This window comes from Billgrantia bachuensis, assembly GCF_011742165.1.
GTDB classification, from domain to species: Bacteria; Pseudomonadota; Gammaproteobacteria; order Pseudomonadales; family Halomonadaceae; genus Halomonas; species Halomonas bachuensis.
In genome coordinates this window covers 234,138-260,297 of the sequence record NZ_JAAQTO010000013.1, presented here as the reverse complement: position 1 = coordinate 260,297, position 26,160 = coordinate 234,138, and the positions used below count along the sequence as shown (strand labels likewise).

Below are 26,160 nucleotides of genomic sequence, written 5' to 3'. Positions count from 1 at the left end.
GCCAGGTCCGAACGGCGCTGTCAGAAGGAACCGACAGCGGCTTTGCATCGATAGGAACGAGGTATATGAAAGCAAACGGCTCGTGGCTGCTACCGCTAACGTTGGCGGTGGCGCTGCTCTTTTCCGGCCTGTGCATGGCGCAATCGCAGCAGGAAGATAGCGAGGAGAATCAATGGTTCAGCGTCGATTCGTTGAACGAAGGGCTTGGCGAGGTACCCGAAGAGGTCAAGCGGCAGACGCCGCGAGAGGCGGTCCGGAGCTTTCTCGAGCTCGCCGAACAGGGAGAGTTTGCCGCGGCGGCACATGTGCTCAACCTTTCCGATCTGGATCGTTCGGAGCGGCAGGAGAGGGGAGCCCGGTTGGCCAGCCAGTTGGAGACGGTATTCCGGCGCGGCGAGCAGGTCGATGCTTCCAACCTATCGGGCCGTGAAGACGCCGCTATCGAGGACCCCACCGGACAGCACCCACTGACCGGAGAACCGCGCCGGAATCTCGAGCTGGCATCGCTCAAGGTCGATGGCCAGACCTACGAGATTCGTCTGGCCCGGTACCGCGTGGGGGACGAGGAGCCGGTCTGGCTGATCACGCCGGATAGCGTTTCGTATATTCCTCTCCTTTACGAGGAGTACGGCCCTTCGCTGCTGGAAGAGTACATTCCGGATCGCTTCAAGTCCTCGTTAGGAGTGCTTCAGATCTGGGAGTGGATCGCCATTCCGGCCTTCCTGCTACTGATCGGCCTGGTGGGGTGGGGAGTCTACAGTCTAGTCGGCTTGCTGGCACATTGGTTCCCCTCCGGCTGGCCGAGCATCTTCGCCGGCAGGATCGGTATCCCCATGGCGCTGCTCGTCATGGCATTCGTGGCCCAGATACTGCTGGATTATGTGGTTTCCTTCACCGCCATGGCCACCACGTTCATTCGTGTGCTGCTGATCATCATCGTGGCCTGGGGGGTCGGTACGATCGCGCTTCGCTTGGTCGACACCATCCTGCTCAAGGTGACGCGGCGCATCGTGGGGGAGATCGACGACACCAAGCCCAAGGACGAGCGCAAGCTGCTCACCACGCTCTACGCGCTGCGCCGGGTCATCATCCTGATTATGGTGACGGCGGTTTCCGTCTACGTACTGAGCCAGATCCAGCTGTTCGAGACCCTGGGCATGTCGCTGCTGGCCTCGGCCAGCGTGCTGGCGGTGCTGGTGGGTATCGCGGGCCAGGCGGTGCTGGGCAATATCCTCTCCTCGTTCCAGGTGTCGTTGGCCAAGCCCATACGTATCGGCGACCTGGTGATGTTCGAGGGGCAGTGGTGCTATGTGGAAGGCATCTTCTACACCTTCATTCGGCTGAGAAGCTGGGACGAGCGGCGCCTGATCGTGCCGGTGACCTACTTCGTCTCCAAGCCCTTCGAGAACCTCTCGGTCAAGAGCGCCAAGATGTATCGCTACTTCGAGATGAAGCTGCACGTGAGCGCTGATATCGAGGTCATCCGTGAGAAGTTCCTGGAGTTCGCCAAGGAGGAGGATAGTGTCGTCGAGCATCACAAGCTGTGCTGCTACGTGACCGGACAGACCGAGACGGCACAGACGGTCACCTGCTATCTCATGACTACCGACCCTTTCGCCGGCTGGGTCGCGGAAAAGAGCGTGCTCGAGCGGCTGATGGGCTTCGTTCGCGACGAACATCCCAATTGGTGGCCGCGCGAGGTGGTGGTGCTCAGCCAGTACGACATCGCCAAGGGCGAGCGGCAGGGGGCTCGCCCACCCCATCATGAGGCCGCTTCGGGGGGCGACGGGGAAGGCTGACGCCTACGGGGCTGGTTCAGCGGCCGTGTGTGGCTCTCGTCGATACCATTGATGACAGATATGACAGGGCCCGGCATTGCCGGGCCCCTGGAACTGCTGTGCTGATTCCTTCCTATCAGGTTTCATCCTCTTCTACGTCCTGGGTGCTGTCGGTATCGCTCGGGTCGGGTTCCTCGCCTCCCTGCGTGCCTTCACCACCCTCTACGCCAGGGGCACCCGGGTCACTGCTCACTTCGTCGGAGCGGTCACCGGTGCCTTCCGGCGCCATCTCGCCGTCTTTTTCCTCTTCCCACTGAGGCTTTTTCTCGGCATCGGTTCCAGCGGACCCGGAAGCGTCCATCGTGCCGGAGGCGTCATCCGTCATGGTGGAGGTACCGCTTTGCCCGCCGGCGGCGTCCGCTTCCTTGTCACTACCGGCCGACCAGGCGAAGGGGCTGGCAACCAGGCCCATCGTCACTCCTAGCACACCGATTCGCTTGAGAATGTCACGAGACAACATGGTATGACTCCTTGGACATCGTGTCTCTATGCAAGCGGCCCCTGTCGGGCGGCCGCTCCGCTCCTTGTTATGCCGTGGGCTCTGTATAGCAGCGCCACGGCCACTGCCGTCCCGTTCCTGAACTCACCTCGCTTGCTCACAACTGGCAGCCATCGTCAGGGGCGACGGCATTGGAGCGGACGAGGAAGTGGACGGTCCCTTAAGCATAGTTCGCCGACGGAAGTTTTGTGGGATGACACCTTCAATCTCAACGTCTCTGTGCACGGAGTTGCTCATGGCGGAACTCACCCTGGCGCTCCAGCATCCAGCCCGGGTATTCGGGCGGTAACTGGCTGACGCGATCGAGCACGGCGAGTTCTTCATCGCTGAGCGTTACCTGCGCGGCGGCGATGTTGTCGTCGAGCTGGTCGATGCGCTTGGCCCCGACGATAACGCTGGTGACCGCCGGCTGGTGAAGCAGCCAGGCGAGCGCAATCTGGGCGACGCTGACGCCCTTGGCTTCGGCGATGCCGCGCATCGCGTCGACGCAGTCATGGGCGCGATCTTTTTCCACCGGTGGAAAGTCGAAGTTGGCGCGGCGGCCTTCGCCAATGGCCTGGCCGTCGCGCGCGTACTTGCCGCTGAGCAGGCCGCCGGCGAGCGGGCTCCACACCATCAGGCCGAGGCCCTCGCTCTCCAGCATGGGGACGATTTCACGTTCCAGGTCGCGACCGGCAAGGGTGTAGTAGGCCTGCAGCGACTGGAAGCGGTTCAGCCCCTTGCGTTCGGCGATGCCGAGCGCCTTGACGATCTGCCAGGCCGCCCAGTTGGAGACGCCGACATAGCGTACGTGGCCATGCTGGACCAGGGTGTCCAGCGCGCTCAGGGTCTCCTCGATGGGCGTAGCAGGGTCGAAGCCATGTACCTGGTAGAGGTCGATGTGGTCGAGCTGCAGGCGTTGCAGGCTCGCCTTCACGCCTTCCATGATGTGATAGCGAGACAGCCCCCTGGCGTTGACGCCCCGGCCGGTTTCGCCGAAGACCTTGGTGGCGACGACCACCTCGTCGCGCGGCACGCCAAGATTCTTCAGGGCCTGGCCGGTCATGCGCTCCGAGAGCCCCTCGGAATAGACGTCGGCGGTGTCGATGAAGTTGATACCGGCCTCCAGCGCACGGGCGATCAGCCCCTCGGCGTCGCTCTGCTGCAGGTTGCCGATCTTGCTCCAGAGTTCGCCTTCGCCGCCGAAGGTCATGGTGCCCAGGCAGAACTGGGAGACGAAGAGGCCGGTATTGCCGAGTTTGCGATATTGCATGCGGTGCTCCTTCTTTTCTTGCAGGGGTATAGTGTGGCAGTTATCCAGCGCAATAATGGATCGGTTCATCTCCTGTCGAGGATGGTCGATATCGCTGCCGCTCGCGGCTGGCGGCGGTGTACGATGAGACGATACGTGGGCCATGAGACACCATTCAGGAACGCGCTATTCTGGTATTCGTACTTCCCCCCAAGGAAACGTCGTGCTCAGCAATATTCGTCGCAGCGAAATCGCTACCTTCCTCAGAATTCGGCGGGCTCGGTTGCAGCCCGAGCAGGTTGGCCTGCCGCGCGGCACGCGGCGGCGCACGCCCGGCCTGCGTCGTGAAGAGGTGGCCGAATTGGCCGGGATCAGCACCGAGTGGTATGCCTGGCTGGAGCAGGTGCGCGACGTGCACCCGTCGATGGAGACCCTGCAGCGCATTGCCGGCGCGCTGAAGCTGGAGCCTGCCGAGCAGCAGCACTTGCTCACCCTGGGTGGCTATGGCTTGGAGAACGGTGGTGCCGGGCTGGCACGCGAGGCGGTGGTGGGCGCGCAGCTTCAGCGGCTGATGGATCAGCTGCTGTGCTGCCCGGCCTGGATCATGGGAGCCCGCTCGGACATCCTGGCCTGGAACCGGGCGGCAACCGTCATTCATGGTGACCTTCACGGCATGCGCGGGATCGAGCGGAACGGCGTGCATCAACTCTTCCTGAACCCGCGGATGCGCCGCATGCTGGTTGACTGGGAGAAACATGCCCGGGACTGTGTCGCCAAGTTGCGTCTGACCCAGGCCAACTACCTCGATGACCCCTGGTTCAACGAACTCGTCGAACTGTTGCTGTCACGCAGCCCCATATTTTCCGAGTGGTGGAGCGAACATGACGTCTGCCTGCCCCATGACGGCGTGAAGGTCTACGAGCATCCCGACGCGGGCCGGCTCTCCTTCGACTACGCCATCCTGCAGGTGGCCGGTAGTAATGGCGTGCCGCTGCACTTGATCACCTATGTGCCGACCGGCGATACGGATACCGAGGAAAAAATGAAGGGCCTGGTGGAGCGCCCGGAGGAAGCGCTTCACGCTTGAGCCGCGGCCGGACGAGTGGAGCAACGAGGCGACATGGGGTCGCTTGACAGGGAGAAGTGCAGGATGTCGTGTCGCAAAACTGCCGTGCTGGCCGCGGTGCTGATGGTGCTGGCCGGGTGCCAGGCCGAGGAAATACCGCTTCAGGCGAGCGAGATCGCTTACGAGCCCTTCGAGGCGAGTTTCGTGGAAACCGATTGCCCGGAGGAACGCTGCGCGAAGGTGGAAGTGAGTGCGCTGCACTTCCCCGATTCGCCGGAATTGAGTGACCATGTGCGCACGCGGCTGCTCCTCATGGGGCAGGGCATTACCGGTGGCGAGACCGAGTGGCCGACCGATTCCTGGGAGGCCTTCGCCGAGGCCTTCTTCAAAGAGGCCAAGGAAACACGCCAGTATGCCACGCACTCCTCCAGCCGTGTTGGGCTCGAGGCGAAGGCCTTGGCCCGGCATGACGAGCTGTTGATCATCGAGCTGGATGGCTACGTCTACTACGCGGGGCAGGCCCATGGCATGCCGTTGACCGAGTTCATGGTCATCGATGAGCGTATTGGGCAGGTGGTCACCCTCGAGGACATGCTTCTTGAGGATCAGGAAGCTGCATTCCGGGTGGCTCTGGCCCGCGCTCATGAGCGCTGGCTTCAGGAGCTGGGGCAGGATGATACCTTCGCCGCCAACTGGCCACTGAGCGAGAATCGCAACGTGGCGCCGCTGGAGTCGGCCTGGGCGGTCAGGTACAACGTCTACGAGATCGCCCCCTACGCCGTCGGCCAGCCGGAGCTCCACATTCCCCTCGCTGAACTCGAGGGTATCGCCAAGCCGCGCTATCGCGGTCGAGAATGAGGGCTCGGTTGGAAGAGGAAGGGCATGGAGAAGGTACTGGTCAGCGCTTGCCTGCTGGGCAAGCGGGTTCGCTACGATGGCGGCGCCAAGACGCTGTCATCGGAGATACTTGAAAAGTGGCAAGCCGAGGGCCGAGTGGTGTCGGTGTGCCCCGAGGTCGACGCCGGCCTGCCCACACCGCGCGCGCCGGCCGAGATCATCGCCGGCGACGGAGCCGGCGTTCTGGCCGGTTCGGCGCAGATCGTCGATCGTTGCGGTGAGAATCTCACCGAGGCTTTCCTGAAGGGGGCCTCGCTGGCGCTCCAGCTATGCCGACGGCATGGAATCAAGGTGGCGGTCCTGACCGAACACAGCCCCTCCTGCGGCAGTACGCAGATATACGATGGCAGCTTCTCGGGCACCAAGAGACCCGGTGCCGGTGTTACCGCGACGTTGCTTCGCCGACACGACGTGCGGGTGTACGGTCAGCACGAAATCGCCGAGGCGCAGCGGGTCCTGGAGGGATTGTGATGCGTAATGGGAACCGAAGTATCGCGTTACGAGCCACCACATTAGGGAAACGACATGGCCTCCATTCGCCGTGAGCTGGCGGCATTGATCGAGCGCGGGGCAATTCCGCGAGAGCAGGTGGCGCGGGCGGTCGCGCTTTCCGGGCTCCACCCTTCGCGGCGGGCCTGGGCGGTGTTCCTGGATCGGCTGCTGCTGTGGCTGGGCACGCTGGCGCTGGCCGGCGCGTTGATGTTCCTGATCGCCTTCAACTGGACCGAGATGGGGCGCTGGCTGCGCTTCGGACTGGTGCAGGCGGCGCTGGTGGTGGCCATCGGCGTCTACTGGTGGGCGGCAGGGCGCGGCACAGCGAATGACAGCGTAGTGGAGAACATCGTGGCGCGGGCGGCACTCATGGCGGCCTCGCTGCTGCTGGGCGTGCTGCTGGCGCTGTTCGGCCAGGTGTACCAGACCGGCGCCGATCCGTGGCAGCTGTTCTTCTTCTGGGCGCTGTTGATGCTTCCCTGGGTGGTGGTGGCGCGCTTCGATGCGCTCTGGATCCTGTGGCTGGGGCTGCTCAATCTTGCGCTGGCGCTCTACTTCCGCACCTGGGGCGGGGCGTTCGATCTCTTTTTCGATAGCGACACCGCCGCCCTGTGGGGGATGTTCGCACTCAATACCGTGGCGTTGGCACTGTGGGAGCTGGGCGCGCAGCGCTGGCGCTGGCTGGCGGCCGGATGGGCCACGCGCCTGCTGGCGCTGGGCAGCGGCATTCCCCTGACCCTGCTGTTGATTGTCTTGATCTTCGATGAGCGGGCCGATGTCTCGCCTGCCATGCTGATCTATCCGTTCTGGCTGACGGCGCTCTACGCCATCTACCGTCACTGGCGAGCCGACCTGTTCATGCTGGCGGGCGGCTGCCTGTCGGTCATCACGGTCGTTACGCTATTCCTGGCCCGCCACTTGCTGTGGCAGGCCGAGGCGGGTGGTTTCCTGCTGCTGGCCGTGGTGGTGCTGGGGCTGGGGGCCGCGGCGGCGTTCTGGCTCAAGCGGCTGCATGTCGAGATGTCGTCATGAGCCGCTGCGTGACACCTTGGTGAGATGGCTCCGCCAAGCCGACGGCTGGCCGAGATACCCCATGATGTCCACGACCTCGTGGCGGCCTTCGCGCTCGAGTACCAGTGTCGGAAACCCCGCCCCATTCACGCAGGCCAGCAGCTCCCGGCTGGCGCGAATATGCGCCTGGGTCGGCTCGCCCTGCTGTGCGGCATAGGCTGCGTCGAAGGTGGGCCCGTCGAGTCCGATATCACGTGCCAAGATGCGTAGCACCGCTGGGTCGGCGATGCGCCGGCCCTCGACGTAGTGGGCTGTCTGAATGCGCGCCAACAGATCCAGCCCACGGCCGGCGAGCTCATCGGCCGCCAGAATGGCGGTAATCGGCGGCTCGGAGTCGAAGACGGCGCTTTGGTCGCAGAGCAGGCCGTCGCGATAGGCTTCTCCAAACGGCTGGCCGCTGAGCTGGGCAATCCGCCGGTCGTGCGGTTCTACCATCTGGCGCAGCTGTGGCGTCACGGGACGACGGTTGGGGCCGGCCATCATTCCGCCGGCGTGTAGCTGTATCGGCAGCACTTGATGGGCCGCCTGGACCAGCGGTGCAACGGCGTAGCACCAGCCGCACAGCGGGTCGAGAATGTAGTGCAGGGTTACCGCCCCGGAGGTGCCGGGGCGGGAAGAGGTTGTCTGTTCGCTCATGGGAATTACCACTCCATCTCACCCGTGTTGACCTTGGCACCGATCTCCAGCGCGATGCCCAGGCCCGCTTGCGGATAGGCGTCCTGCATCGCCTCGATCAGTGCTGCGCTGTCCTCGGATTGGGCCAATTCCGCCTCGAAGCGCTGCAAGTAGTCCTTGGTGTAAGCCAACTGCGAAGCATCCTGCGGCAGGCCGGGAAGCGAGTGGCCCGGTATCACGATGGCCGGATTCAGCTCGGCGATGTCATCCAGTTTCCCTACCCAGGCTGCGCGCTCCGCCGCTGTTTGGGCATCGGCGGTCCATGCATGCAGACCGGCGTATACGTTCACGCCACCGGCCACCGCTTCGATCGACGGGATCCACACATAGCTCCGGTGCGGCAGGCTGTCGTCCAGGCCGCGGATTTCCAGTACCTGGTCCTCAAGCATGATCGTGTTGCCGGGCAGCACCTCGGGTAGTGGCACCTGCTGCGGTGCGTTGGCACCCATCCGCGGGCCCCACACCTGCAACTTGGTCGACAGGGTGGCCTCGATCTTCTCCACCGTCGGCTCAGTGGCTATCACCTCCGCGTCGGGGAAAAACTGCTTGAGGACGTCGATGCCGAAGTAATAATCCGGGTCGGCCTGGCTGATGTAGATCGTTTGCAGGTTTTTCCCGCTGTCCAACACCATGGCCGCAATGCGCAGTGCGTCGGCACGGGTAAAGCCGGTATCCAGCAGCACGGCGTCGCTCTCGCCGGACACCAGTACGGCATTGACGTGGAAGCTGCCGGCATCGGCGTTATAGACCTGCAGCGTCAGCGGTGCCGTGGTGGTCTCGTCGGTCTGCGCGGCGGCGTTGGCGGACACGAAGCCCAGCGATGTAATGGCGAGGATGAACCAGCGGCTCGGAGAGAGGGAGTTTTTCATCGCATTATCCTGCAAGGTGAGTAAAACGAGTGGTTGGGTCGGCACAGGATATTGGTTCGTAATGGTGGGATATACGCTATTCTTGACGACAGTTTGTCAACCAGATCGAGCAAATAGATGGATCGTTTCACTGCCATGCAGGTGTTCGTTGCGGTGACCGAGCGCGGCAGCGTGACCGCGGCCGCCGAGGCACTGGATATGTCGCGGGCAATGGCCAGCCGCTATCTCGAGAGCCTGGAGCGCTGGCTGGGCGTGCGGCTGCTGCACCGCACGACGCGCCGCATTGCGCTGACCGACGCCGGCCACGAGGCACTGTCACGCTGTCGCCAGATGCTGGATCTGGCGGATGAAGCGCAGGTCGCCGCCGGTGTGCGCAGCATCGAGCCCCGTGGCCGGCTGCGCATCGCCACCAGCCAGTCGTTCGCCCAGGCCTGGCTCGCGGAGGCAGTGGCGGAATTTCTTGACGGTCACCCGCAAGCGCAGGTCGAACTGCTGGTGCTGGAGCGGGCCGTCAACCTGGTAGAGGAACGGGTGGACCTGGCGGTACGCATTACCAATCAGCTTGACGAGTCGTTGGTGGCGAGAAAGCTGTGTTCCTGCCGCTCGGTACTGTGCGCGTCGCCCGACTATGCGAAGCGGCACGGCATGCCGACAACACCCGAGCAACTGGCCGAACACGCCAATGTGGAACACGCCTATGTGAGCCGCAGCAAGATTACCCTGCGCCGGGAAGGCCGCAGCGTGACCGTACCGGTGGCGGGAAGGCTGTCCAGCAATGAGGCTGGCGTGGTGCGCGTGGCTGCGCTGGCCGGCGCCGGCATCGCGCTGCTGCCGACCTATTTCGTCGCCGACGACTTGCGCCAGAGCCGCCTGGTGCCCGTATTGCCGGCCTGGGAGCCCGAGTTGCTGGGGATTCATGCCGTGTACCTGTCGCGCCACTATCAGCCATTGCTGCTGCGGGCGATGATAGACTTTCTGGCCGAACGGCTCGGCGGCGATGTGGCACCCTGGGATCGCGATATCGATACGACTCGGGCCACTCATAGGGAGACATCTTCATGAGCCGTTCCATCACGCCTCTCAAAGAGCGACTTGGCCGGGCCGGCATTCCGGTAACGGAGGGCGATGGCGAGCCGGCACTCGAGACACCCTGGTTTGTGCGTGCGTTGCAGGCGTTCTCGGGCTGGCTGGCGGCCCTGTTCTTGCTGGGCTTCGTTGCCCTGGGGCTATTCACCGTGATCGAGGACAGCATCGCCGCGGGAGGATTTGGGCTGCTGCTGATCGGAGCCGCCTACGGCCTGCTGCAGACGACGCCCGGCGATTTCCGGGAGCACCTGGCGCTGGCCGCTAGCCTGGCGGGGCAGATGCTGGTGGCCTGGGCGGCGGGTAATGCCCTGGGCGACATGAGCGCCAGCTTCTGGTGGTCGTTGCTGTTGCTCCAGGTCATCCTGGCCCTGGCCATGCCGAGCCTGACCCACCGTGGTTTCTCAGCCTTCGCGGCGAGCCTGGCACTCTATCTGGCATTGGCCGAAGGCGTGTCAGCGCCATCCTTGGCCGGCGGCCTGGTGCTGCTGGCGCTGACTGCCCTCTGGCTCAACGAGTTTCGCTGGCCGGCCCGTCTGCGGGCGGTGCAGGCGCTGGGCTATGGCCTCTTGCTGGGATTGCTGGCCATCCAGGCCATGGAGTACTTCGGCCAATCACTGTTGCTTGGGCGCTACTACATGGGAACCGGGCTGGACTGGCTGGAGCCCTGGGCCGGGGATGCCCTGGGCATGCTGGCGCTGTTGCTGCTGCTTCGGTACGTTTTTCAGCACCATGCCGGCGCAGTCGCGCCGTTCGTACGCTTGGCGGCCTATGGCGCCGTGGCAGTCCTGATGCTGCTCTCGCTCCAGGCCCATGGCCTGAGCCATGGCGCCGTGGTGGTCGTACTGGGCTTTGCCATCGGCAATCGCCTGGTCATGGGGTTTGGGGGACTGTTACTGCTGCTCTCGATTTCGAACTACTACTACTGGCTCGAGGCGACCTTGTTGACTAAAGCAATGACGCTGTTTGCCCTTGGTGTAATGATGCTGGCAATACGCTGGGCCATGCGGCACGGCTGGCGGGCCGGTGAGGCGGAGGGCGCGGACCAATGATGGCGACAGCCAAGCTGAACAGGATCGTAGTGGCGGCGACCCTGGTGCTGATCCTGGTGCTGGTCAACTGGAGCATCTGGGCCAAGGAGCGCCACCTGGCCGAAGGCGATGTGGTGTATCTGGAGCTGGCGCCGGTGGACCCGCGCTCGCTGATGCAGGGCGACTACATGGCGCTGAATTTCGATATCGGCAACCGCATTCAGGATGCGCTGCACGAAAGCCGCTTGGAGAACGGCGAGATAGATGCCACCGATGGGCACGTGGTCGTTCGCCTGGACGCGCAGCGCGTGGCGCATTTCCTGCGTCTGGGCACAGGGGAGGAGGCACTGGGCTCCGACGAAATGCGCCTGCGCTACCGGATGCGTAACGGCCGCGTGCGCTTCGCTACCGACGCCTTCTTCTTCCAGGAAGGCCATGCCGAGCGCTACGAGCCCGCTCGTTTTGGCCAGTTCCGTGTCAACGACCGCGGCGAGCCTCTGCTGGTTTCGCTGCATGATGCCGAGCTGGAGTTACTTGGAGAGATGGAGCGGTAAATCGCTGCTTTCAGATTTTTTCTAACGACAGGGAGTCATCATGGACTCCGGCGATCCCGGCTGGCAGGCCTGGGATGGCAATAAGCGTGCTTGGTCGTGGAAAGGCTCCCAAGAAGGGCTCTTGCCGACGACGCTAATAGAGGTGGAGCGCTACCCGGGGCCGCTATTTCTTTCCCATGGGACGAAGGATCGTATCTGGTCGGTGGAGATGACGAGGCGCCTGGAGCAACGACTCCAGGCGCATGGACACCAACCCGAAGTGCACTACTACGAAGGGGAGGATCACATACCCGGTAGCGCCGGCGAGAACCTTCACCATGAGTATCTAATCGATTTCTTTGCGCGACATCTTTGTGATTGAGTTCGGCACCGTATCCGCATGGCCTAAGAAGCAGGAAAGAACATGAACAGGCAGTTGTGCCACAAGATTTTGATCGTTGCCGAGATGCTCTTGCTGGCACTGCCGGTGAGCCTGTTCTGCCTGTTCTCCGGACTGGCCTTGCTGAGCACGGTAGGATTTCCCTGGGGGCCGGAAGAATTGGCGATCATGCTCTTCGTGCTGGTCGGCATGCTGGGTATCGTTGGGCTGTGGTGTGCCGCAATCACGTACCTGGCACGGCGAACGCAGTCCCTCTGGTGGTGGCGAGCCGCCTGCATGGGCGCCGGGTTGGTGAGCGTCTCCTTGATGCTCTTCTGCCTGATCGCCTTCGGCTGGGAGCTGCCGGAGTGGGGAGTCATCATTGCCTTGGGGGTATTTGCCAGCCCGCTGCTGGTGCCCTTCCTTCACCTTGCCTACCTGCTGCGAACGCCCCGGGAGTCCCTGTCGACTCAGGCGCAGCAATAGCCTTTGCGGTAAGCTCGAACTTTGCCGTTGGCCGTATGCAGCAGGCGACATAGTAATTTACAAGGAGATGGCCCGTGGAGTGGTGGACCTGGATAACCTACGTGGGCGTGATTACGGCCCTGATCATCTTTCCGGGGCCGGTGGCGCTGCTATGCACCACGCATGGACTGCGTTTCGGCCGGCACCGGGCCTTCGCCACGGTGCTGGGTGGCGGTATGGCTTCCCTGGTGTTGATGACGCTTTCCGCACTGGGGCTTGGTGCCGTCCTCGCCACGTCGGAAACGGCCTTCTTCGTGTTGAAGCTGCTGGGGGGCGCCTACCTGATCTATCTGGGCTTGCAGGCCTGGTTGGCCAAGCCCCAGTCGCCGCTGGCTGATGCTCCAGCGGCGGTGAAGGGCCAGTCCGTACCCGCCATGTTCCGCCAGGGGTTCCTGGTGGGTATCGGCAACCCGAAGGATTTGCTGTTCTTCGCTGCCCTGTTTCCCAACTTCATCGCCATCGGCGAACCGCAGTTGATTCAGTTCGTCATCCTGGCGCTGACCTGGCTGGTCATCGACACGACCTTGATGACGCTCTACGCCACCCTGGGGTCGGGGCTGGGCCGCTGGTTCGACAGCCCCGGCAGGATGCGGGCGTTTCATCGTACTACCGGTGGGCTTTTCCTGGGCGCGGGAGGCATCCTGATCGTCTCGAGTGCCAATAGGTGAGCCCACGCGCATGCAACCGCAAGCCATTTAAAGGCCGACTCGAAGCTCGAACGTTAACAGGCTATCTTTGTGGCATTGCATGCCTCCCGTTGCCCAGGATTGGGTCGGGACGCTTCGTCACCAGATATTGGAGCTTTCATGAGTCAAGACAATGAGTACGTTCCGCCGAAGGTCTGGAAGTGGGAAAAGGCGAGCGGTGGCCAGTTCGCCAGCATCAACCGGCCCATCGCCGGCCCCACCCACGACAAGCCGCTGCCGGTTGGCAAGCACCCGCTGCAGCTCTACTCGCTGGCCACGCCCAACGGGGTGAAGGCCACCGTCATGCTCGAGGAGTTGTTGGCGCGGGGCCATGCCGGCGCCGAATACGATGCCTGGCTGATTCGCATCGGCGAGGGGGAGCAGTTCGGCAGCGGCTTCGTCGAGGTCAACCCCAACTCGAAGATTCCGGCGCTGATGGACCACAGCACCACGCCGCCCACCCGGGTGTTCGAGTCGGGCTCGATCCTGCTTTACCTGGCCGAGAAATTCGGCGAGCTGTTGCCCCGCGACCCGGCTGGGCGCACCGAGACGCTGAACTGGCTGTTCTGGCAGATGGGCAGCGCGCCCTATCTCGGCGGCGGCTTCGGCCACTTCTACGCCTACGCGCCGACCAAGATCGAGTATGCCATCGATCGCTTCGCCATGGAGGCCAAGCGTCAGCTCGACGTGCTGGACCGTCGCCTGGCCGAGAGCCGCTACCTCGGCGGCGGTGAATATACCGTCGCCGATATCGCCAACTGGTGCTGGTACGGGCAACTGGCGCTCGGCCGCGTCTACGATGCCGGCGAGTTCCTGCAGGTGCAGGAGTACCAGCACGTACAGCGCTGGGCCAGGGAGATCGACGCCCGCCCGGCGGTGCAGCGTGGGCGCATGGTCAACCGCACCTTCGGCCCGCTGGAGCAGCAGCTGCACGAGCGCCACGACGCCAGCGACTTCGAGACGCAGACGCAGGACAAGCGCTAAGCGCCGGCATGGACGAGCCAACCATGCCGACAAAGCGACTGGAGCAGCGTGACCTGGAAGCCTGCGCGGCACTGTTCGCGCAGGTATTCTCCGCGGAGCCCTGGAGCGAACCCTGGGGTGTCGATGGCGCCCTGGCGCGTCTCGAGCACTTTCACGCGTCGCCCGGCTTCGTGGGGATGCTGTCGACAAGCGACAAAGGTGACGTCACGGGCTTCGTGCTGGGCAACCTCGAGCCCTACCTGGATTGCCAGCTGTTCTACCTGAGGGAGATGTGCGTCGCCTCGCATCGGCAGGGCCAGGGCATCGGCTCGCGGCTCTATCAGGCCCTGGAGCGGGAGCTGGTTGAACGAGACGTTCGCGCGGTGTACCTGGCCACGGGGAGGGATATCCCGGCTGCCGGCTTCTACCAAGGGCTGGGTTTTCGCTGCAGCGAGAGCATGGCGTTCTATGCCAAGGGCTTGAAGGGCTAGGAACCTGGTTGGACACCCCCAGGGCGCTCTGGCATGCTTCGCGCTTCGCGAAATCCGCCCACGAGAAGCCCATGAGCGCCTTGCCGAACTGCCCCGCCTGCCAATCCGAGTACACCTACGAAGTTGCCGACATGTATGCCTGCCCCGAGTGTGGCCATGAGTGGTCGGGCCTGGCGGAAGCCGGCGAGGGTGGCGAGAAGGTGGTGCGCGATGCCAATGGCAACGTTCTCGAGGACGGCGACAGCGTCACCGTGATCAAGGACCTCAAGGTCAAGGGCACCTCATCGGTGGTCAAGGTGGGTACCAAGGTGAAGAGCATTCGCTTGGTGGAAGGCGACCATGACATCGACTGCAAGATCGATGGCTTCGGGCCGATGAAGCTGAAGTCGGAGTTCGTCAAGAAGGCATGAACGGCGGGGAAACCTACTGTCACGGAGCTGTAAGCCAATGGCAGTAATGTCGATGGGGCTCACTCATCGGAGGTTTTCCCTATGTCGAAGCACCCCGTATCAGCGGCCCTTTCCGCCGCCGTGGTTCTTGCCGGCCTGGCCCTCCCGGCTTTCGGCGACGAGAAGCTGGTCCTCTATACCAGCCAGCCCAACAGCGACGCCCAGCAGACCGTCGATGCCTTCCAGGCGGCTCATCCCGAGATCGAGGTGGAGTGGGTGCGTGATGGCACCACGCAGTTGATGACCCGGCTGCGCTCCGAACTCTCCGCCGGCGTCAGCAACCCCGACGTGCTGCTGATTGCCGACAGCATGACCCTGGAGTCGCTCAAGCAGGGAGGGCATCTGCAGCCCTACCTGAGTCCGGAACGCGAAGCCTATGCCGCCGAGCTCTATGACCCCGAAGGCTACTACTACGGCACCAAGCTGATCACTACCGGCATCGTCTACAACACCGGGGCCGAGCGTCAGCCGCAGAGTTGGCAGGAGCTCACCCAGCCCGAATATGCCGGGCAAGTGACCATGCCGAGCCCGCTCTACTCCGGTGCCGCGTTGATCCACATGGCGTCGATCGAGGCGAATCCCGAGCTGGGCGAGGGCTATTACGAGGCACTGCACGCCAACCGTGTCGAGGCCCAGGGCGGCAATGGCGGCGTGTTCAACGCCGTGGCGGCAGGCACCAAGCCCTACGGCATCGTGGTCGACTTCCTGCCGATCCGCGAGGCGGCCAAGGGTTCGCCGGTGGAGTTCGTATTCCCCGAGGAGGGCGTGAGCGCCGTGACCGAGCCGGTGGCGATCATGCAGGGGGCCAGGAACCTCGACGCGGCGCAGAAGTTCGTCGACTTCGTTCTCTCGCGCGAAGGCCAGGAACTGGTCAGCGAACAGGGCTATCTCCCGGCGCATCCCGAGGTCGCCCCGCCGGCCGGCTTCCCCGCCCGCGACGGCATTGCCCTGATGCCGCTCGACGTTGAAGGCGCCCTGGCCAGGGAAGCCGAGCTCAAGCAGCGCTTCGGCGACCTGTTCGGAAGCTGACCATGGCACCGGGGCTCACCGACAGCAGCCAGCAACGCTGGCTGCTTACCCTGCTCATGCTGGTCATCTTGGCGCTGAGTCTCGCGCCCAGCCTGCGCCTGCTGATGGAGGCGCTGGGCGACCTGACCCAGGGCAGCGAGTCGCCGCTATGGCGGGTACTGCAGGCCGAGAGCACCTGGCGGGCGCTCACGCGCAGCCTGTACACCTCGGGGCTGGGCATGCTGATCGCGCTGATACTGGGCAGCCTGTTCGCCTTCGTGATCACCCTCACCGACATTCGCGGCAAGGCCTGTCTGGTGTTCTGCTTCATGTTGCCGATGATGATCCCGCCCCAGGTCACCGCGCTGAGCTGGCTGCAGCTGTTCGGCCCCGCCAGCCCGCTGCTGAAGAGCATCGGCATGGCACCGCCCCTGGGTAGCCCGCAGCCGCTCTATTCCGCCGAAGGCATTGCGCTGCTGCTGGGTATTCAGAGCGCGCCGCTGGTGTTCCTGGCGCTGCGCACTTCGCTGCTTTCTCTTCCTCGCGAGCTGATCGAGGCGGCGCGCATCAGCGGCGCCCGCCAAGTCGAGGTATGGGGGCAGATCATTCTGCCGGTGACCCGCAGCGGCCTGATCGCCGGCGCCGCCATGGCGTTCATCTCAAGCCTGGGTAACTTCGGCATTCCCGCCATGCTGGGCATTCCCGCCGGCTACTACGTATTACCGACCTTGATCTATCAGCGCATGGCCAGTTTCGGCACCGGCGTGCTGGCCGAGATGGCATCGCTGTCGCTGCTGATCGGCGTGCTGGCGCTGGCCGGGGTAGCGCTGCAGCAGGCGTGGATGAAGCGCAGTCGCTTCGGCCTGGTGGGCCACAGTGGTCGCGCCCACGACTTCTCGCTGGAGCGCTGGCGGGGCGGGGTGACCGCGCTGTTGGTGGCACTGTTGCTGGTCATTCTCGTTGCACCACTGGCGGCGCTGGTAGTCAGTTCGCTGGTGCCCGCCATGGGCGTGCCGCTGAGCTGGGAAACCGCCACCCTGAACGCCTATCACGAGGTGATAGGCCGCCAGGGGGCAACCTGGCGCGCAGTGAGTAACAGCCTGTGGCTGGCGGGCTGTGCCGCCGTGGTGCTGATGCTGTGCAGCCTGCCGCTGGCCTACCGCCTGCAGCGCCTGCCCCGGCGTTGGCAGAACCTGGCACTGAGTGCCATCGAGCTGCCCTATGCGCTGCCCGGCGTGGTGCTGGCGGTGGCCTGCATTCTGCTCTTCGTACGCCCCATTCCGCTGGTGAACGTGGCGCTCTACGGCACCTTGGGGTTGATCTTCGTCGCTTACCTGGCGCGTTTTCTGGTGGTGTGCCTCAAGCCGGTGGCCGCCGGCCTTGCCCAGCTCGACCCCTCGCTCGAGGAGGCGGCCCAACTGGCCGGCGCCGGCCCTTGGCGACGCCTGGGCGGAATCGTGCTGCCGCTGGTGGCCCCGGCGCTGTTCGCTGGCGGGCTGCTGGTGTTCCTGCTGGCGGTGAACGAGTTGACCGTCTCGGCGCTGCTGTGGAGTGCAGGCAACGAGACCCTGGGCGTGCTGATCTTCAACCTCGACGAAGGCGGCGAGAGCGTACTGGCCTCGGCGGTTGCCGTACTGGTGGTGCTGATGGTTGCCGCGCTGATGCTGTGCCTGAGCCTGCTGGCGCCGCGCCTGCCCAAGGGGGTCGTGCCATGGCAGGGTTGACGATCGAGCGCGTCACCAAGCGCTTCGGCGAGCAGAGTGCCGTCGACTCCCTCTCCCTGGACATCGCCCCGGGAGAGTTCGTCGCCCTGCTCGGCCCCAGTGGCTGCGGCAAGACCACCATGCTGCGCATGCTGGCCGGCTTCGAGTCGCTCAGCGAAGGGGAGATTCGCCTGGGCGGGCGCACCCTGGCCAGCCGCGAGCATCACATGCCGCCGGAGCAGCGCAACATGGCGATGGTGTTCCAGTCCTACGCCCTGTGGCCGCACATGAGCGTGGCCGACAACGTCGGCTACCCGCTCAAGCTGCGCCGCCTGGATGGCGAGACGTACCGGCGTCGGGTGGCCCAGGCGCTGGCGCTGGTGGGCCTCGCGACATACGCTGAGCGCCCGCCGCAGGAGCTCAGCGGTGGCCAGCGTCAGCGCGTGGCGCTGGCGCGCTGTCTGGTCACCGACCCCGACGTCGTGCTGCTCGACGAGCCGCTGGCCAACCTCGACCGCCACCTGCGCGCAGCCATGGAGGAGAGCTTCCGCGACTTCCACCGCCGCACCCAGGCCACCCTGGTCTACGTCACCCACGATCAGAGCGAGGCCATGGCGCTGGCAGACCGCATCGCGGTCATGCGCGAGGGCAGGCTGGCGCAGTGGGCCACTCCCGAAACGCTCTATCGCCAGCCACGAACTGCCTGGGTGGCCAGCTTCATCGGCCAGGGCAGCCTGTTGGACGTGGCGGCCGGGCGGCCGGGTCAACGGCTGGAGGAGGCCACGCTGATGCATGGGCTTGCCGCCGCTCCTGCCGAGCGTACCCAGCCAGTATTGGTGCGGCCGGAGCACGTAACGGTGCATCCCGATGCTCTTTCCCCGCAGAGCCTGCGTGGACGAGTGGAGAGCGTGACCTTCCGCGGCGAGCGCTACGAGCTGCACCTGCGCCTCGAAAGCGGCGAAGCGCTACTGGCCTACCACCACACGGCACTTGGCGAAGGGCAGCAGGTGGCGCTAATCCTGCGCGAGGGCTGGTGCCTGGAGCCCGAGACATGAGCCTGCGCATCGAGGTGCTCAGCGGTCTGGGGGAGAAGGCGCCCGCCGCCATCCTGGTCGAGGCCGGGGGCAGGCGCCTGCTGCTCGACGCCGGCGGCGCCCTGCATCCGGGCCAGTCGATGGCATGGGCCGAAGGGCTGGACGTCGACGCCGTGCTGATCAGCCACGATCATTTCGATCACATCGGCGGGGTTTCGGCGCTGCCCGCCGAGCTGCCGCTCTACTGCACGCCTTCGGTGGCGGCGGCGCTGCCCAGCGGCCGCGAGTGGCGAGCGCTGCCCGAGCGTGGCCAGTGCCGGATTGCAGGCATCCCGGTCACCACCGGTCAGGCGGGGCACTCGCTGGGTGGCGTATGGCTGCATCTCGGCGTCGATGGCGGCGTGTTCTACAGCGGCGACGCCTGCTTCGAGTCGCTGCTCTTCCCCTTCGACGAGCCGCCGCCGGCGCGTGCCGTGCTGCTGGACGCCTCCTATGGCCGCTACGACACGCCCCAGACGCAGTGTCGCGAGGCCATTGCGCAGCGGCTGAGCGAGCCCCGGGTGCTACCGGTGTCCGTGTCGGGCCGCGCCCTGGAAATGGCGCTGTGGCTCGACGCCGAGGCCGGGCGGCTGGGGGTGAGCTGGAACCTGGATCACGCTTGCCGCGCTGGGCTCGAGGCGCTGCTGCGTTTGCCGCGTACGCTGCGCCGGGAGGGGCATGACGCTGCCATCCGCCGGCTGCTCGACGCTTCCCGTACGGATTCGCCCCTGCTATGGCTGGTGGAGGACCGCGACGACGACCCGCAGGAGTGGCCGGAGCACCGGCTGCTGCATACGGGCTATCTCACGCCCCGGCGGCAGCGCCAGAGGGCCGCCGGTGAGGTCGACTGGTGGCGCTGGAACGTCCATCTGCGGCTTGCCCATATGCGGGCGCTGATGCGGCAACTGGGGGCCGGGCAGGTGATTCCTTTGTTCACCACCGAGGCACGTGAAGTGAGCGAGTCACTGATGGTGGCCACACTGCCAGCCCTGTCGGAGGTGGGCAGCGATGCTGCTGGCTAGGCCTTTCGTCTTCATTCGCCACGGTGAAACGTGGCTCAACCGCGAGCATCGCATCGGTGGGCGCAGCGACGTGCCGCTGACGGCGCTGGGCGAGGCCCAGGCGCGGCAGGCCGCTGCGTGGCTCGATCGGCCATGGAGCCTGGTCGTGACCAGCTCGCTGCAGCGCGCCTGGCGCACCGCGGAGCTGGCGGCTCCCGGTCATGAGGCGAGGCGCCTGAACGGGCTCGATGAGCGCGACTGGGGGCGGTTGGACCAGCTGTCGCTCGTGCAGCAGCCGTGCTATGAGGACACCCCGCCCGGCGGCGAGAGCTGGGCGAGCTTTCAGGCCCGCGTGCTGGCGGCGCTGAACGGCGTGCTGGAAAGCGCGGAGATGCCGCTGGTGGTGGCTCACTCCGGCATCTTTCGTGTCATTCGCACTCAGCTGATCGGCACACCCAACGGTCCCCGGCTGGCCAATGCCACGCCGTACCTGGTTCGCCCCGGGCTGCTGGGCTGGCAGGTGCGGCGCTACGAGGGGTGAACTTGCGGAAGCGGGATGAAACCGATGCATCGCGGTTCCGCGAGGCATCGGTCTTCGTTCAGGCGACCTGCCGCGGTTTGTCGCCAAGGGCAGTCGCTCGGTTCAGGAAGGAGCGGCTCAAGGGGCTGAACGGCTTGGTGGCCAGGCGTTCATGCGCCAAGCCCTCGGCCACGTCGCGATAACCGCCGCGCAGGGCAGCTTCGGTCAGCGTCCAGTCGATGATGTCGCGCTGGGCGTGGCTGCCGCCGAAGCCGTTGGCGATGAAGCGCGCCGGATGCAGGCGCTCGACGGCAGTGCCGTAGTCGCCCCGCCAGAACGCGATGAATCCTTCCACCAGTGGCAGGCCAATCCGCCTGGCCCAGACGCTCGCCTCCCGGCTTGTGTCGTTGTCTCGAAGCGCCGACAGCAGCCGGTCGATACGATCGCTACGGCCGGCGCCCAGATAGGCCATTACGGCATGCCAGTCGTTGAACGGGTAGAGCTTGCCATCGGCATGACTGTCCCAGGCGTGTGCCAGTTCCTGCCAGCGGTCGCCGACGTCGTGGCCGGTGAGGTGTAGCCGCCAGAGCAGGGCGGAGGCATCGACCATGTCGAGTACCACGGGACTGCGCTCCTGGCGGATCGGGCCGTCATACAGCGCCAGTGCCCGCTCGGTCTGGCCCAGGTCGAGGTGGCAGAGGGCCAGGTGCCACCAGTTGTGCACCTTGAACAGGTTGTCCTCGCCCGCCCAGTGGGGTTCACGCACCGTCATCCAGCCGATGCCATCCTCGGCGCGGCCCTGCATCTCCATCACGTGGGCAACGGCATGGTGCGCCCAGCAGTCGAGCGGCTGCCTGTCCAGGGCGTCTCGGCCGGTCGCCTCGGCCCGGGCGTAGGCACCGGTCTCCTCCAGCCCGAAGGCGTAAAGGCCGAGTACGATCGAGTAGCCCGGAATGTCGGGTGTCCACTTGGGCAGCACTCGGGCGATGCGGTCTCTCAAGTCGCGGGCATTGGCGCGGTAGAAGTCGGTCAGGTGACCGGCCTGCAGTGCCAGCAGGTCGTGCGGGTAGCGCATGTTGTGCCGGTCCAGAGCGCAGGCGCCCGCGCTCCACTCCCCGGCCAGCAGATGCTCGAGGGCGACGACGTGGGAGGCTTCGCGGTCATTCAGGCGGTACGTTTTCACGACCGCCACGTCGGCTCTGGCCGCCTCGGCGGCGTCGGGCTCGGTGGCCAGCGCGAACAGATAGGCGCGGAGGATTCGTGCCATGGCGAAGTCGGGGGCGGCCTCGATAGCCTGGTCCAGCGGCGTCACGGGGTCGCCGAGATAGAGGTTGAAGGCCTCGGCAGAGCGAGAATAGAGGTCCAGAGCTTCTGCGGTGGCACCGGACAGGATGTTTCCTTGAAGGTCGGTCAGCATTGTCGTTGTTGCTCCACATTCCATCGTTTCGTCGGGGAAAATGGCGTCGGCCTCGCCTGGCGCCATGCTGCTAAACTACTCGCAGGCGCGGCGGGCAATAATGGGTAAGACGCCGGACTTCTTGTCCGAGCCGCCGCCATCAAGGAGCGATGCTCGATGGAGGCTTCTCTCGATGTGCTGCGCACCATCCGCCTGACCGGAGGCATCTTCCTCGATGCGGAATTTACGGCACCCTGGTGCGTGGCCGCACAGGTCGCTCCGGAGGACTGCCACCCGTTCACCCCACTGCCCAAGGGCATCATTGCCTATCATTACGTCAGCGTGGGTCGGCTGCTGTTGCGCGTAGGCGAGGGTGAGCCGATGGTGGTCCCGGCAGGACACCTCGTGGTACTGCCGCGCAACGATCCACACGTGCTCGGCAGCGATCTGGATTGTCCGCCCGTGAGTGCCGAAGGGCTCATGCAGGCCACCGTCGAGAGCGGTATCGCACGGATCGCTCATGGCGGCAGTGGAGAGGCGACACGGATCTGGTGTGGCTTTCTGCTCAGCGATACGACGACCGATCCGCTGGTTGGCATGCTACCGAGCGTGATGATGCTGGACGTGACACAGGGCGTCGCGGGGCCATGGATCGAAAGCTCCTTTCGTTTGGCAGCCAGCGAGTTCGCGACGGGAGAGGTGCGCTCGCCGGTGCTGCTCTCGCGGCTGGCGGAGCTGCTCTTCATCGAAGCCGTGCAGTACTACTTTGCAGGACTGCCGCCGGAGCAGCGCAACTGGCTGGGCGGACTGCGCAATCCCTTCGTCAGCCGTGCCCTGGCCCTGTTGCATGACCGACCGTCCCGCCACTGGACGACCGAAGCACTGGCGCGGGAAGTAGGGCTCTCACGCTCCGCTTTCGCCGAACGCTTTACCGAGCTGGTGGGTGCACCGCCAATGCGTTACCTCGCGGGGCTGCGCATGCAGGTGGCGGCACGCCGGCTGAGGGAGTCGCGGGCCTCCATTGCACTGATTGCCGAGGAGGTCGGATACGAGTCGGAAGTCTCCTTTACCAAGGCGTTCAAGCGCGCCTTCGGAACGCCCCCGGCAACGTGGCGACGAGAGCAGGAGGCAGCAATGGGCAATACCGATGCAGCTCGGGTAGCAAGCGGCGCTACAAAAGCGGAATGAGTGCAGAACAACTGCCACACTGAAAGGACACTCATCCGCGCCGCATGGAGGGATCCATGAGCGAGGCTACACAGCGCAAGCGCCAGGGACGGCTGCGCATCGGTACGTCCGGTTACCAGTATCGTCACTGGAAGGGACGCTTCTATCCGGACGAGCTGACCCAGAATGAGTGGTTCGGCCATTACGCCGAGCAGTTCGACACGGTGGAGATCAACAACACCTTCTATAGCCTGCCCCAGGCCGATACCTTCGAAAAATGGAAGAAGGCGGCCCCAGCCGGCTTCGAGTACGCATTGAAATTCAGTCGCTACGGCAGCCACATGAAGCGTCTCAAGGATCCCGAACAGAGCCTTGGCGCCTTCCTCGAGGTGGCGCAGCGGCTCGGCGATTGCCTGGGCCCGATCCTGGTGCAGCTGCCCCCAAACTGGAAGGCACGGCCGGAGCGGCTGGATGCCTTTCTCGCCGAGGCACCGAAGCAGTATCGCTGGACCGTCGAGCTGCGCGACCCCGACTGGCTGAACGACGAGGTGTATGACGTGCTGCGCCGCCACGGTGCGGCGCTATGCCTGCATGACATGCTGGAGCGTCACCCTCGAGTGTTTACCGCCGACTGGACCTACCTGCGTTTTCATGGCAAGCAGTATGCCGGTAGCTATTCACGTCAATATCTCGTGGCCGAGGCAAAGCGTATCGCCGAACTGTTGCACGAGGGTCGTGACGTCTATGCCTATTTCAACAACGACCAAAAAGCTCATGCGCCACACAATGCACTCGACTTGAGACGCTTCGTGAACGACAAGCAGTGAGGGGGGCTCCAGCGTGCTGCTGAAGCCTTGCCATCGAGAGGCCACAGGGTGGAGCAAGGCCGGGAGGGGTGCCGCCCGGCCCTGCGTCTCTCTATGGGCTATGGGGTCAGCTGAAGCTACATGCTTCCGAGGCTTCCTGGGCGATCAAGGCATCGGCCAGTGACCGCGAGGCAAGGGCGAATTCTATGCGTGCCGCGCTGAGGGCGCTCAAATCCTTGCAGGAATCGTCACGCTCCAGGCGATCGAGCTGTATCTTGGCCATGACCAGACGCTTGCACAGCGCCTCGTTGGCGCTTGGTGCTTTCACCTCGTCGGGGGAGTCCCCCGGCATACTCAGCATGTTCATCGTCCCGCCCCCCTAGCGTCGTTCGAACCGAAAAAGCGTCGCGATGTCCCTCGCTGAACGCTTAATAGCATTATCGGTCAAGGCGGGAGAAACTGTAGCCCCTGACGCAGGCGAAATGCGTGACCTGTAGCTCGCCACGTCACGAGGCGATGCAAGACGAGCGGCTTAGCGCACGGTGACCATGACCGGTGCCGTGCCACGCCTCAGCATGCCGAGCTCGCGTGCCGCACGCTTGGAGAGATCGATGATGCGACCCTCGACGAAAGGGCCGCGGTCATTGATCAGCACTTCCACTTCCTGACCCGTGTCTGCCCGTGTAACGAGCACCTTGGTGCCGAGGGGAAGGCTGGGATGGGCGGCCGTCAGAGCCTGCTGATCGAAGGAGTCGCCGCTGGCGGTGGTGGCGCCCTGGAATCGGTCGCTGTAGAAGGAGGCGATGCCTTCTTCCTGGTTGGCCTCATGGGCCAGAGCATTGGCGGCGGATACCGCGAACAATCCTGCCAGGCAACAAGCGAGCAATTTTCTGGGTAGAGCTCCCATGGTATTACCTCAGGTTATCGTTTGGCGGTTATCGCTTTCATCGATGAGGTGCCGGTGAGCGTTATGGATAGTACCCGGCATGGCCGCATTGGGCAACCCAGGGCCGATGATTCGAATCGTATTCGCGGAAGAAGCCGGCGCGTTGGGCGCCGTTGGGCGCTGATCATGAAGGAGAGACTACGGCCATGCCATGGGGGCTCAATCCGGTTTCGCGGATTCCAAATTAATGTGGGAATGGCCGAAACGGGGGAATATCGCTGCTACGCTTGGGCGCGATGGGAGCCGAGGCTCGGCTCCTCTTCAGGCGCGATGAGTCGCAGGTTCGGCATGGTCGCCGTACGGTTGCGTCCACTCTCCTTTGCCGTATAGAGGCCTTCGTCGGCTTGTTGTACCAGGACCGAGCGGTTGGCGTTGCGTACCGGCAGCATCGAGGATACGCCAATGCTGACGGTGACGTGCTGCGCCACGGGGGAGGCGGAGAAAGAGAGGGCTCGCTCCGCCAGCATGGCATGGATACGCTCGGCCATGCGCATGGCACCTTCCACGCTGGTATGCGGCATCAGTACTACCATTTCCTCACCGCCATAGCGGGCCACCATGTCGCCCGGACGCGCGGCGGCGGTACGCAGCACGTCGGCCACGCCACGCAGGCAGGTGTCGCCGGCTTGGTGGCCGTAGGTGTCGTTGAAGAGCTTGAAGCAGTCGATGTCGATCATCAGGAGGCTGAGTGGCTGGCGCTCGCGTGCCGCCCGGCGCCACTCCAGTTTCAGCACGCGTTCGAATTCGCGGCGGTTGGCGATGCCCAGCAGGCCGTCGCTGGCGGCTTGGTGAACGAGTCTTGCATTCTGGGCTGCGAGACGCTCGCGCTCTTGCAGCAGCCGAGCTTCGCGGGAGCGATAGACATGATGCATGGGTAGCATGATCACGGTGAGAGCGAGAGCGATCCCACTAACGAAGCCGGCTAGAGCAATACCCGGGGGCAGCACGTCCGATGCCCGGGACTCCAGGGCAGCTACTGCGTTGGGAAAGAGAGCGGCTTGCTCTGGTACCAGGCCGTTGAGGGAGAGTGCGGCGTCGAGCAGCAGAGTAACGGCCAGTACGCAACCGGTAAGAGAGGTCCAACTGCTCAGCGGAGACTTGGGCTTCGTATGCATGGCGTTCGTCTCGTTCCTGGGCCGTTCGACAGTGGCCGTGACAGGGTGCGACTCTGGCCAGCTAGCGCTCGCGGCATCCTTGCGCTTCGCTGTGAAACTTTTGGCTAAAAAAAGGGCCGCAGAGCGGCCCAAGTACGCAGGGAACTAAAGGATAGTGCTAACTCATCGCATGTGCGTGCCTTTGGCCGGTGGAAGCAGCTAAGGCTTGCTTTCCGGGCTACAGCCCGCATTGCGCCAGCCCGTGACGCTACAAGCGCCTGTGACGAGCGGTGGCCTTTCGCAATGCTGGCTCGTCGTACTTTGCCATTGCCTTGGTTAAGCGAGAATGGTGCCATGTTTGCATGATTCATTTAAAAAACAGCGTTTTGGAAGATCTCTCATGCGATGAGCAGTACATAATCCATGCCGACAGCTTAGTTTGACGTGGGAAAGTGTTGCCAAATGGAGACGCTAATCGGGCTGTTTTCATAAAATCTTAAAAAAACAATAAGTTAAATGTCGCCTGGTGGAGACGGATGAGGGCTGGATCACTAGCTTTGGTGCCTGAGCCAGACAGAATCCCTGGGGAGCCCCCCAAGTGAAGCCCCTTGGCAGGAAGGAGAGTGGACCGAAGGCGTCTCTCAGGCGAGACTGCCCCCGTAACCCAT

At 64.4% G+C, this 26,160-nt stretch carries 29 protein-coding genes; 21 read left to right on the top strand and 8 right to left on the bottom strand.

Features of this window, described 5'->3' with window-relative positions:
• Positions 1-65: 65 nt before the first annotated feature.
• Positions 66-1,799, top strand: a complete 1,734-nt coding sequence (locus HBJ55_RS05950) for a mechanosensitive ion channel family protein (RefSeq protein WP_167112017.1) — start codon at positions 66-68, stop codon at positions 1,797-1,799.
• A 115-nt stretch (positions 1,800-1,914) separates the two neighbouring features.
• Here the strand turns inward: HBJ55_RS05950 and HBJ55_RS05945 are convergent, their stop codons facing one another.
• Both HBJ55_RS05945 and HBJ55_RS05940 read right to left on the bottom strand, forming a co-directional pair.
• On the bottom strand, positions 1,915-2,298 hold the full coding sequence (locus tag HBJ55_RS05945; RefSeq protein WP_167112015.1) for a hypothetical protein: 384 nt from the start codon (positions 2,296-2,298) through the stop codon (positions 1,915-1,917).
• Positions 2,299-2,545: 247 nt separating this feature from the next.
• Entirely contained in the window at positions 2,546-3,589 is a 1,044-nt protein-coding gene (locus HBJ55_RS05940) for an aldo/keto reductase (protein ID WP_167112013.1), read from the bottom strand.
• A 202-nt stretch (positions 3,590-3,791) separates the two neighbouring features.
• On the opposite strand from HBJ55_RS05940, the gene HBJ55_RS05935 reads away from it, so the two are divergent.
• From HBJ55_RS05935 to HBJ55_RS05920, 4 genes are all read left to right on the top strand, one after another.
• Positions 3,792-4,655, top strand: coding sequence for an MmyB family transcriptional regulator (locus HBJ55_RS05935; protein ID WP_167112011.1), 864 nt, complete (start codon positions 3,792-3,794; stop codon positions 4,653-4,655).
• A 63-nt stretch (positions 4,656-4,718) separates the two neighbouring features.
• The gene (locus tag HBJ55_RS05930) at positions 4,719-5,492 is read left to right on the top strand and encodes an RsiV family protein (RefSeq protein WP_167112009.1); all 774 of its coding nucleotides are present in this window, start codon (positions 4,719-4,721) and stop codon (positions 5,490-5,492) included.
• A 24-nt stretch (positions 5,493-5,516) separates the two neighbouring features.
• A complete protein-coding gene (locus HBJ55_RS05925; RefSeq protein ID WP_167112007.1) occupies positions 5,517-6,002 on the top strand; it encodes a 2-thiouracil desulfurase family protein in 486 nt (161 codons plus the stop codon).
• A 54-nt stretch (positions 6,003-6,056) separates the two neighbouring features.
• On the top strand, positions 6,057-7,055 hold the full coding sequence (locus HBJ55_RS05920; RefSeq protein WP_167112005.1) for a DUF2157 domain-containing protein: 999 nt from the start codon (positions 6,057-6,059) through the stop codon (positions 7,053-7,055).
• Here the strand turns inward: HBJ55_RS05920 and HBJ55_RS05915 are convergent.
• Positions 7,050-7,730 carry a DsbA family protein gene (locus tag HBJ55_RS05915; RefSeq protein WP_167112003.1) on the bottom strand — a complete coding sequence of 227 codons (681 nt, stop codon included), beginning with the start codon at positions 7,728-7,730 and terminating at the stop codon, positions 7,050-7,052. The two genes, HBJ55_RS05920 and HBJ55_RS05915, sit on opposite strands and share 6 nt — an antisense overlap.
• 5 nt (positions 7,731-7,735) lie before the next feature.
• Positions 7,736-8,638 (bottom strand): MBL fold metallo-hydrolase, encoded by a 903-nt coding sequence (locus HBJ55_RS05910; protein ID WP_167112001.1) that lies wholly within the window; start codon positions 8,636-8,638, stop codon positions 7,736-7,738.
• A 117-nt stretch (positions 8,639-8,755) separates the two neighbouring features.
• On the opposite strand from HBJ55_RS05910, the gene HBJ55_RS05905 reads away from it, so the two are divergent.
• The 14 genes from HBJ55_RS05905 to HBJ55_RS05840 all read left to right on the top strand — a co-directional run bounded on the left by HBJ55_RS05905 (position 8,756) and on the right by HBJ55_RS05840 (position 20,104).
• Positions 8,756-9,700: a LysR family transcriptional regulator gene (locus tag HBJ55_RS05905; protein WP_167111999.1), complete on the top strand. Its 945-nt coding sequence runs from the start codon at positions 8,756-8,758 to the stop codon at positions 9,698-9,700.
• Positions 9,697-10,773, top strand: a complete 1,077-nt coding sequence (locus HBJ55_RS05900; RefSeq protein ID WP_167111997.1) for a DUF4401 domain-containing protein — start codon at positions 9,697-9,699, stop codon at positions 10,771-10,773. The genes HBJ55_RS05905 and HBJ55_RS05900 overlap by 4 nt, the downstream gene beginning before the upstream one ends.
• Positions 10,770-11,306 (top strand): GDYXXLXY domain-containing protein, encoded by a 537-nt coding sequence (locus tag HBJ55_RS05895; protein WP_167111995.1) that lies wholly within the window; start codon positions 10,770-10,772, stop codon positions 11,304-11,306. Before HBJ55_RS05900 ends, HBJ55_RS05895 begins: the two co-directional genes overlap by 4 nt.
• 40 nt (positions 11,307-11,346) lie before the next feature.
• Positions 11,347-11,667 (top strand): alpha/beta hydrolase family protein, encoded by a 321-nt coding sequence (locus HBJ55_RS05890; protein ID WP_240935985.1) that lies wholly within the window; start codon positions 11,347-11,349, stop codon positions 11,665-11,667.
• 42 nt (positions 11,668-11,709) lie between these two features.
• Positions 11,710-12,150 carry a hypothetical protein gene (locus HBJ55_RS05885; protein ID WP_167111992.1) on the top strand — a complete coding sequence of 147 codons (441 nt, stop codon included), beginning with the start codon at positions 11,710-11,712 and terminating at the stop codon, positions 12,148-12,150.
• A 74-nt stretch (positions 12,151-12,224) separates the two neighbouring features.
• A complete protein-coding gene (locus HBJ55_RS05880; protein WP_167111990.1) occupies positions 12,225-12,857 on the top strand; it encodes a LysE family transporter in 633 nt (210 codons plus the stop codon).
• Positions 12,858-12,995: 138 nt separating this feature from the next.
• On the top strand, positions 12,996-13,859 hold the full coding sequence (gene yghU, locus HBJ55_RS05875; protein ID WP_167111988.1) for a glutathione-dependent disulfide-bond oxidoreductase: 864 nt from the start codon (positions 12,996-12,998) through the stop codon (positions 13,857-13,859).
• Between the two features lie 23 nt (positions 13,860-13,882).
• Positions 13,883-14,329, top strand: a complete 447-nt coding sequence (locus HBJ55_RS05870; protein WP_167111986.1) for a GNAT family N-acetyltransferase — start codon at positions 13,883-13,885, stop codon at positions 14,327-14,329.
• Positions 14,330-14,400: 71 nt separating this feature from the next.
• Positions 14,401-14,739, top strand: a complete 339-nt coding sequence (locus tag HBJ55_RS05865) for a zinc ribbon domain-containing protein YjdM (protein WP_167111984.1) — start codon at positions 14,401-14,403, stop codon at positions 14,737-14,739.
• 81 nt (positions 14,740-14,820) lie between these two features.
• Positions 14,821-15,807 (top strand): ABC transporter substrate-binding protein, encoded by a 987-nt coding sequence (locus HBJ55_RS05860; RefSeq protein ID WP_167111982.1) that lies wholly within the window; start codon positions 14,821-14,823, stop codon positions 15,805-15,807.
• 2 nt (positions 15,808-15,809) lie between these two features.
• Positions 15,810-17,510: an ABC transporter permease gene (locus tag HBJ55_RS05855; protein WP_167111980.1), complete on the top strand. Its 1,701-nt coding sequence runs from the start codon at positions 15,810-15,812 to the stop codon at positions 17,508-17,510.
• A complete protein-coding gene (locus tag HBJ55_RS05850) occupies positions 17,498-18,544 on the top strand; it encodes an ABC transporter ATP-binding protein (protein ID WP_167111978.1) in 1,047 nt (348 codons plus the stop codon). The genes HBJ55_RS05855 and HBJ55_RS05850 overlap by 13 nt, the downstream gene beginning before the upstream one ends.
• Positions 18,541-19,584 (top strand): MBL fold metallo-hydrolase, encoded by a 1,044-nt coding sequence (locus HBJ55_RS05845; RefSeq protein WP_167111976.1) that lies wholly within the window; start codon positions 18,541-18,543, stop codon positions 19,582-19,584. Before HBJ55_RS05850 ends, HBJ55_RS05845 begins: the two co-directional genes overlap by 4 nt.
• Entirely contained in the window at positions 19,571-20,104 is a 534-nt protein-coding gene (locus HBJ55_RS05840; RefSeq protein ID WP_167111974.1) for a histidine phosphatase family protein, read from the top strand. Before HBJ55_RS05845 ends, HBJ55_RS05840 begins: the two co-directional genes overlap by 14 nt.
• 58 nt (positions 20,105-20,162) lie before the next feature.
• Here the strand turns inward: HBJ55_RS05840 and HBJ55_RS05835 are convergent, their stop codons facing one another.
• A complete protein-coding gene (locus tag HBJ55_RS05835; protein ID WP_167111972.1) occupies positions 20,163-21,500 on the bottom strand; it encodes a tetratricopeptide repeat protein in 1,338 nt (445 codons plus the stop codon).
• Between the two features lie 156 nt (positions 21,501-21,656).
• Here HBJ55_RS05835 and HBJ55_RS05830 point away from each other — a divergent pair, with 156 nt between their 5' ends.
• Both HBJ55_RS05830 and HBJ55_RS05825 read left to right on the top strand, forming a co-directional pair.
• Positions 21,657-22,667 (top strand): AraC family transcriptional regulator, encoded by a 1,011-nt coding sequence (locus tag HBJ55_RS05830; protein WP_167111971.1) that lies wholly within the window; start codon positions 21,657-21,659, stop codon positions 22,665-22,667.
• Between the two features lie 56 nt (positions 22,668-22,723).
• A complete protein-coding gene (locus HBJ55_RS05825) occupies positions 22,724-23,473 on the top strand; it encodes a DUF72 domain-containing protein (protein ID WP_167111968.1) in 750 nt (249 codons plus the stop codon).
• Positions 23,474-23,579: 106 nt separating this feature from the next.
• Here the strand turns inward: HBJ55_RS05825 and HBJ55_RS05820 are convergent, their stop codons facing one another.
• From HBJ55_RS05820 to HBJ55_RS05810, 3 genes are all read right to left on the bottom strand, one after another.
• Positions 23,580-23,819 (bottom strand): hypothetical protein, encoded by a 240-nt coding sequence (locus HBJ55_RS05820; protein ID WP_167111966.1) that lies wholly within the window; start codon positions 23,817-23,819, stop codon positions 23,580-23,582.
• Positions 23,820-23,984: 165 nt separating this feature from the next.
• The gene (locus HBJ55_RS05815; RefSeq protein ID WP_167111964.1) at positions 23,985-24,359 is read right to left on the bottom strand and encodes a septal ring lytic transglycosylase RlpA family protein; all 375 of its coding nucleotides are present in this window, start codon (positions 24,357-24,359) and stop codon (positions 23,985-23,987) included.
• Positions 24,360-24,619: 260 nt separating this feature from the next.
• Positions 24,620-25,513, bottom strand: a complete 894-nt coding sequence (locus HBJ55_RS05810; RefSeq protein WP_167111962.1) for a diguanylate cyclase — start codon at positions 25,511-25,513, stop codon at positions 24,620-24,622.
• Positions 25,514-26,160 lie beyond the last annotated feature (647 nt).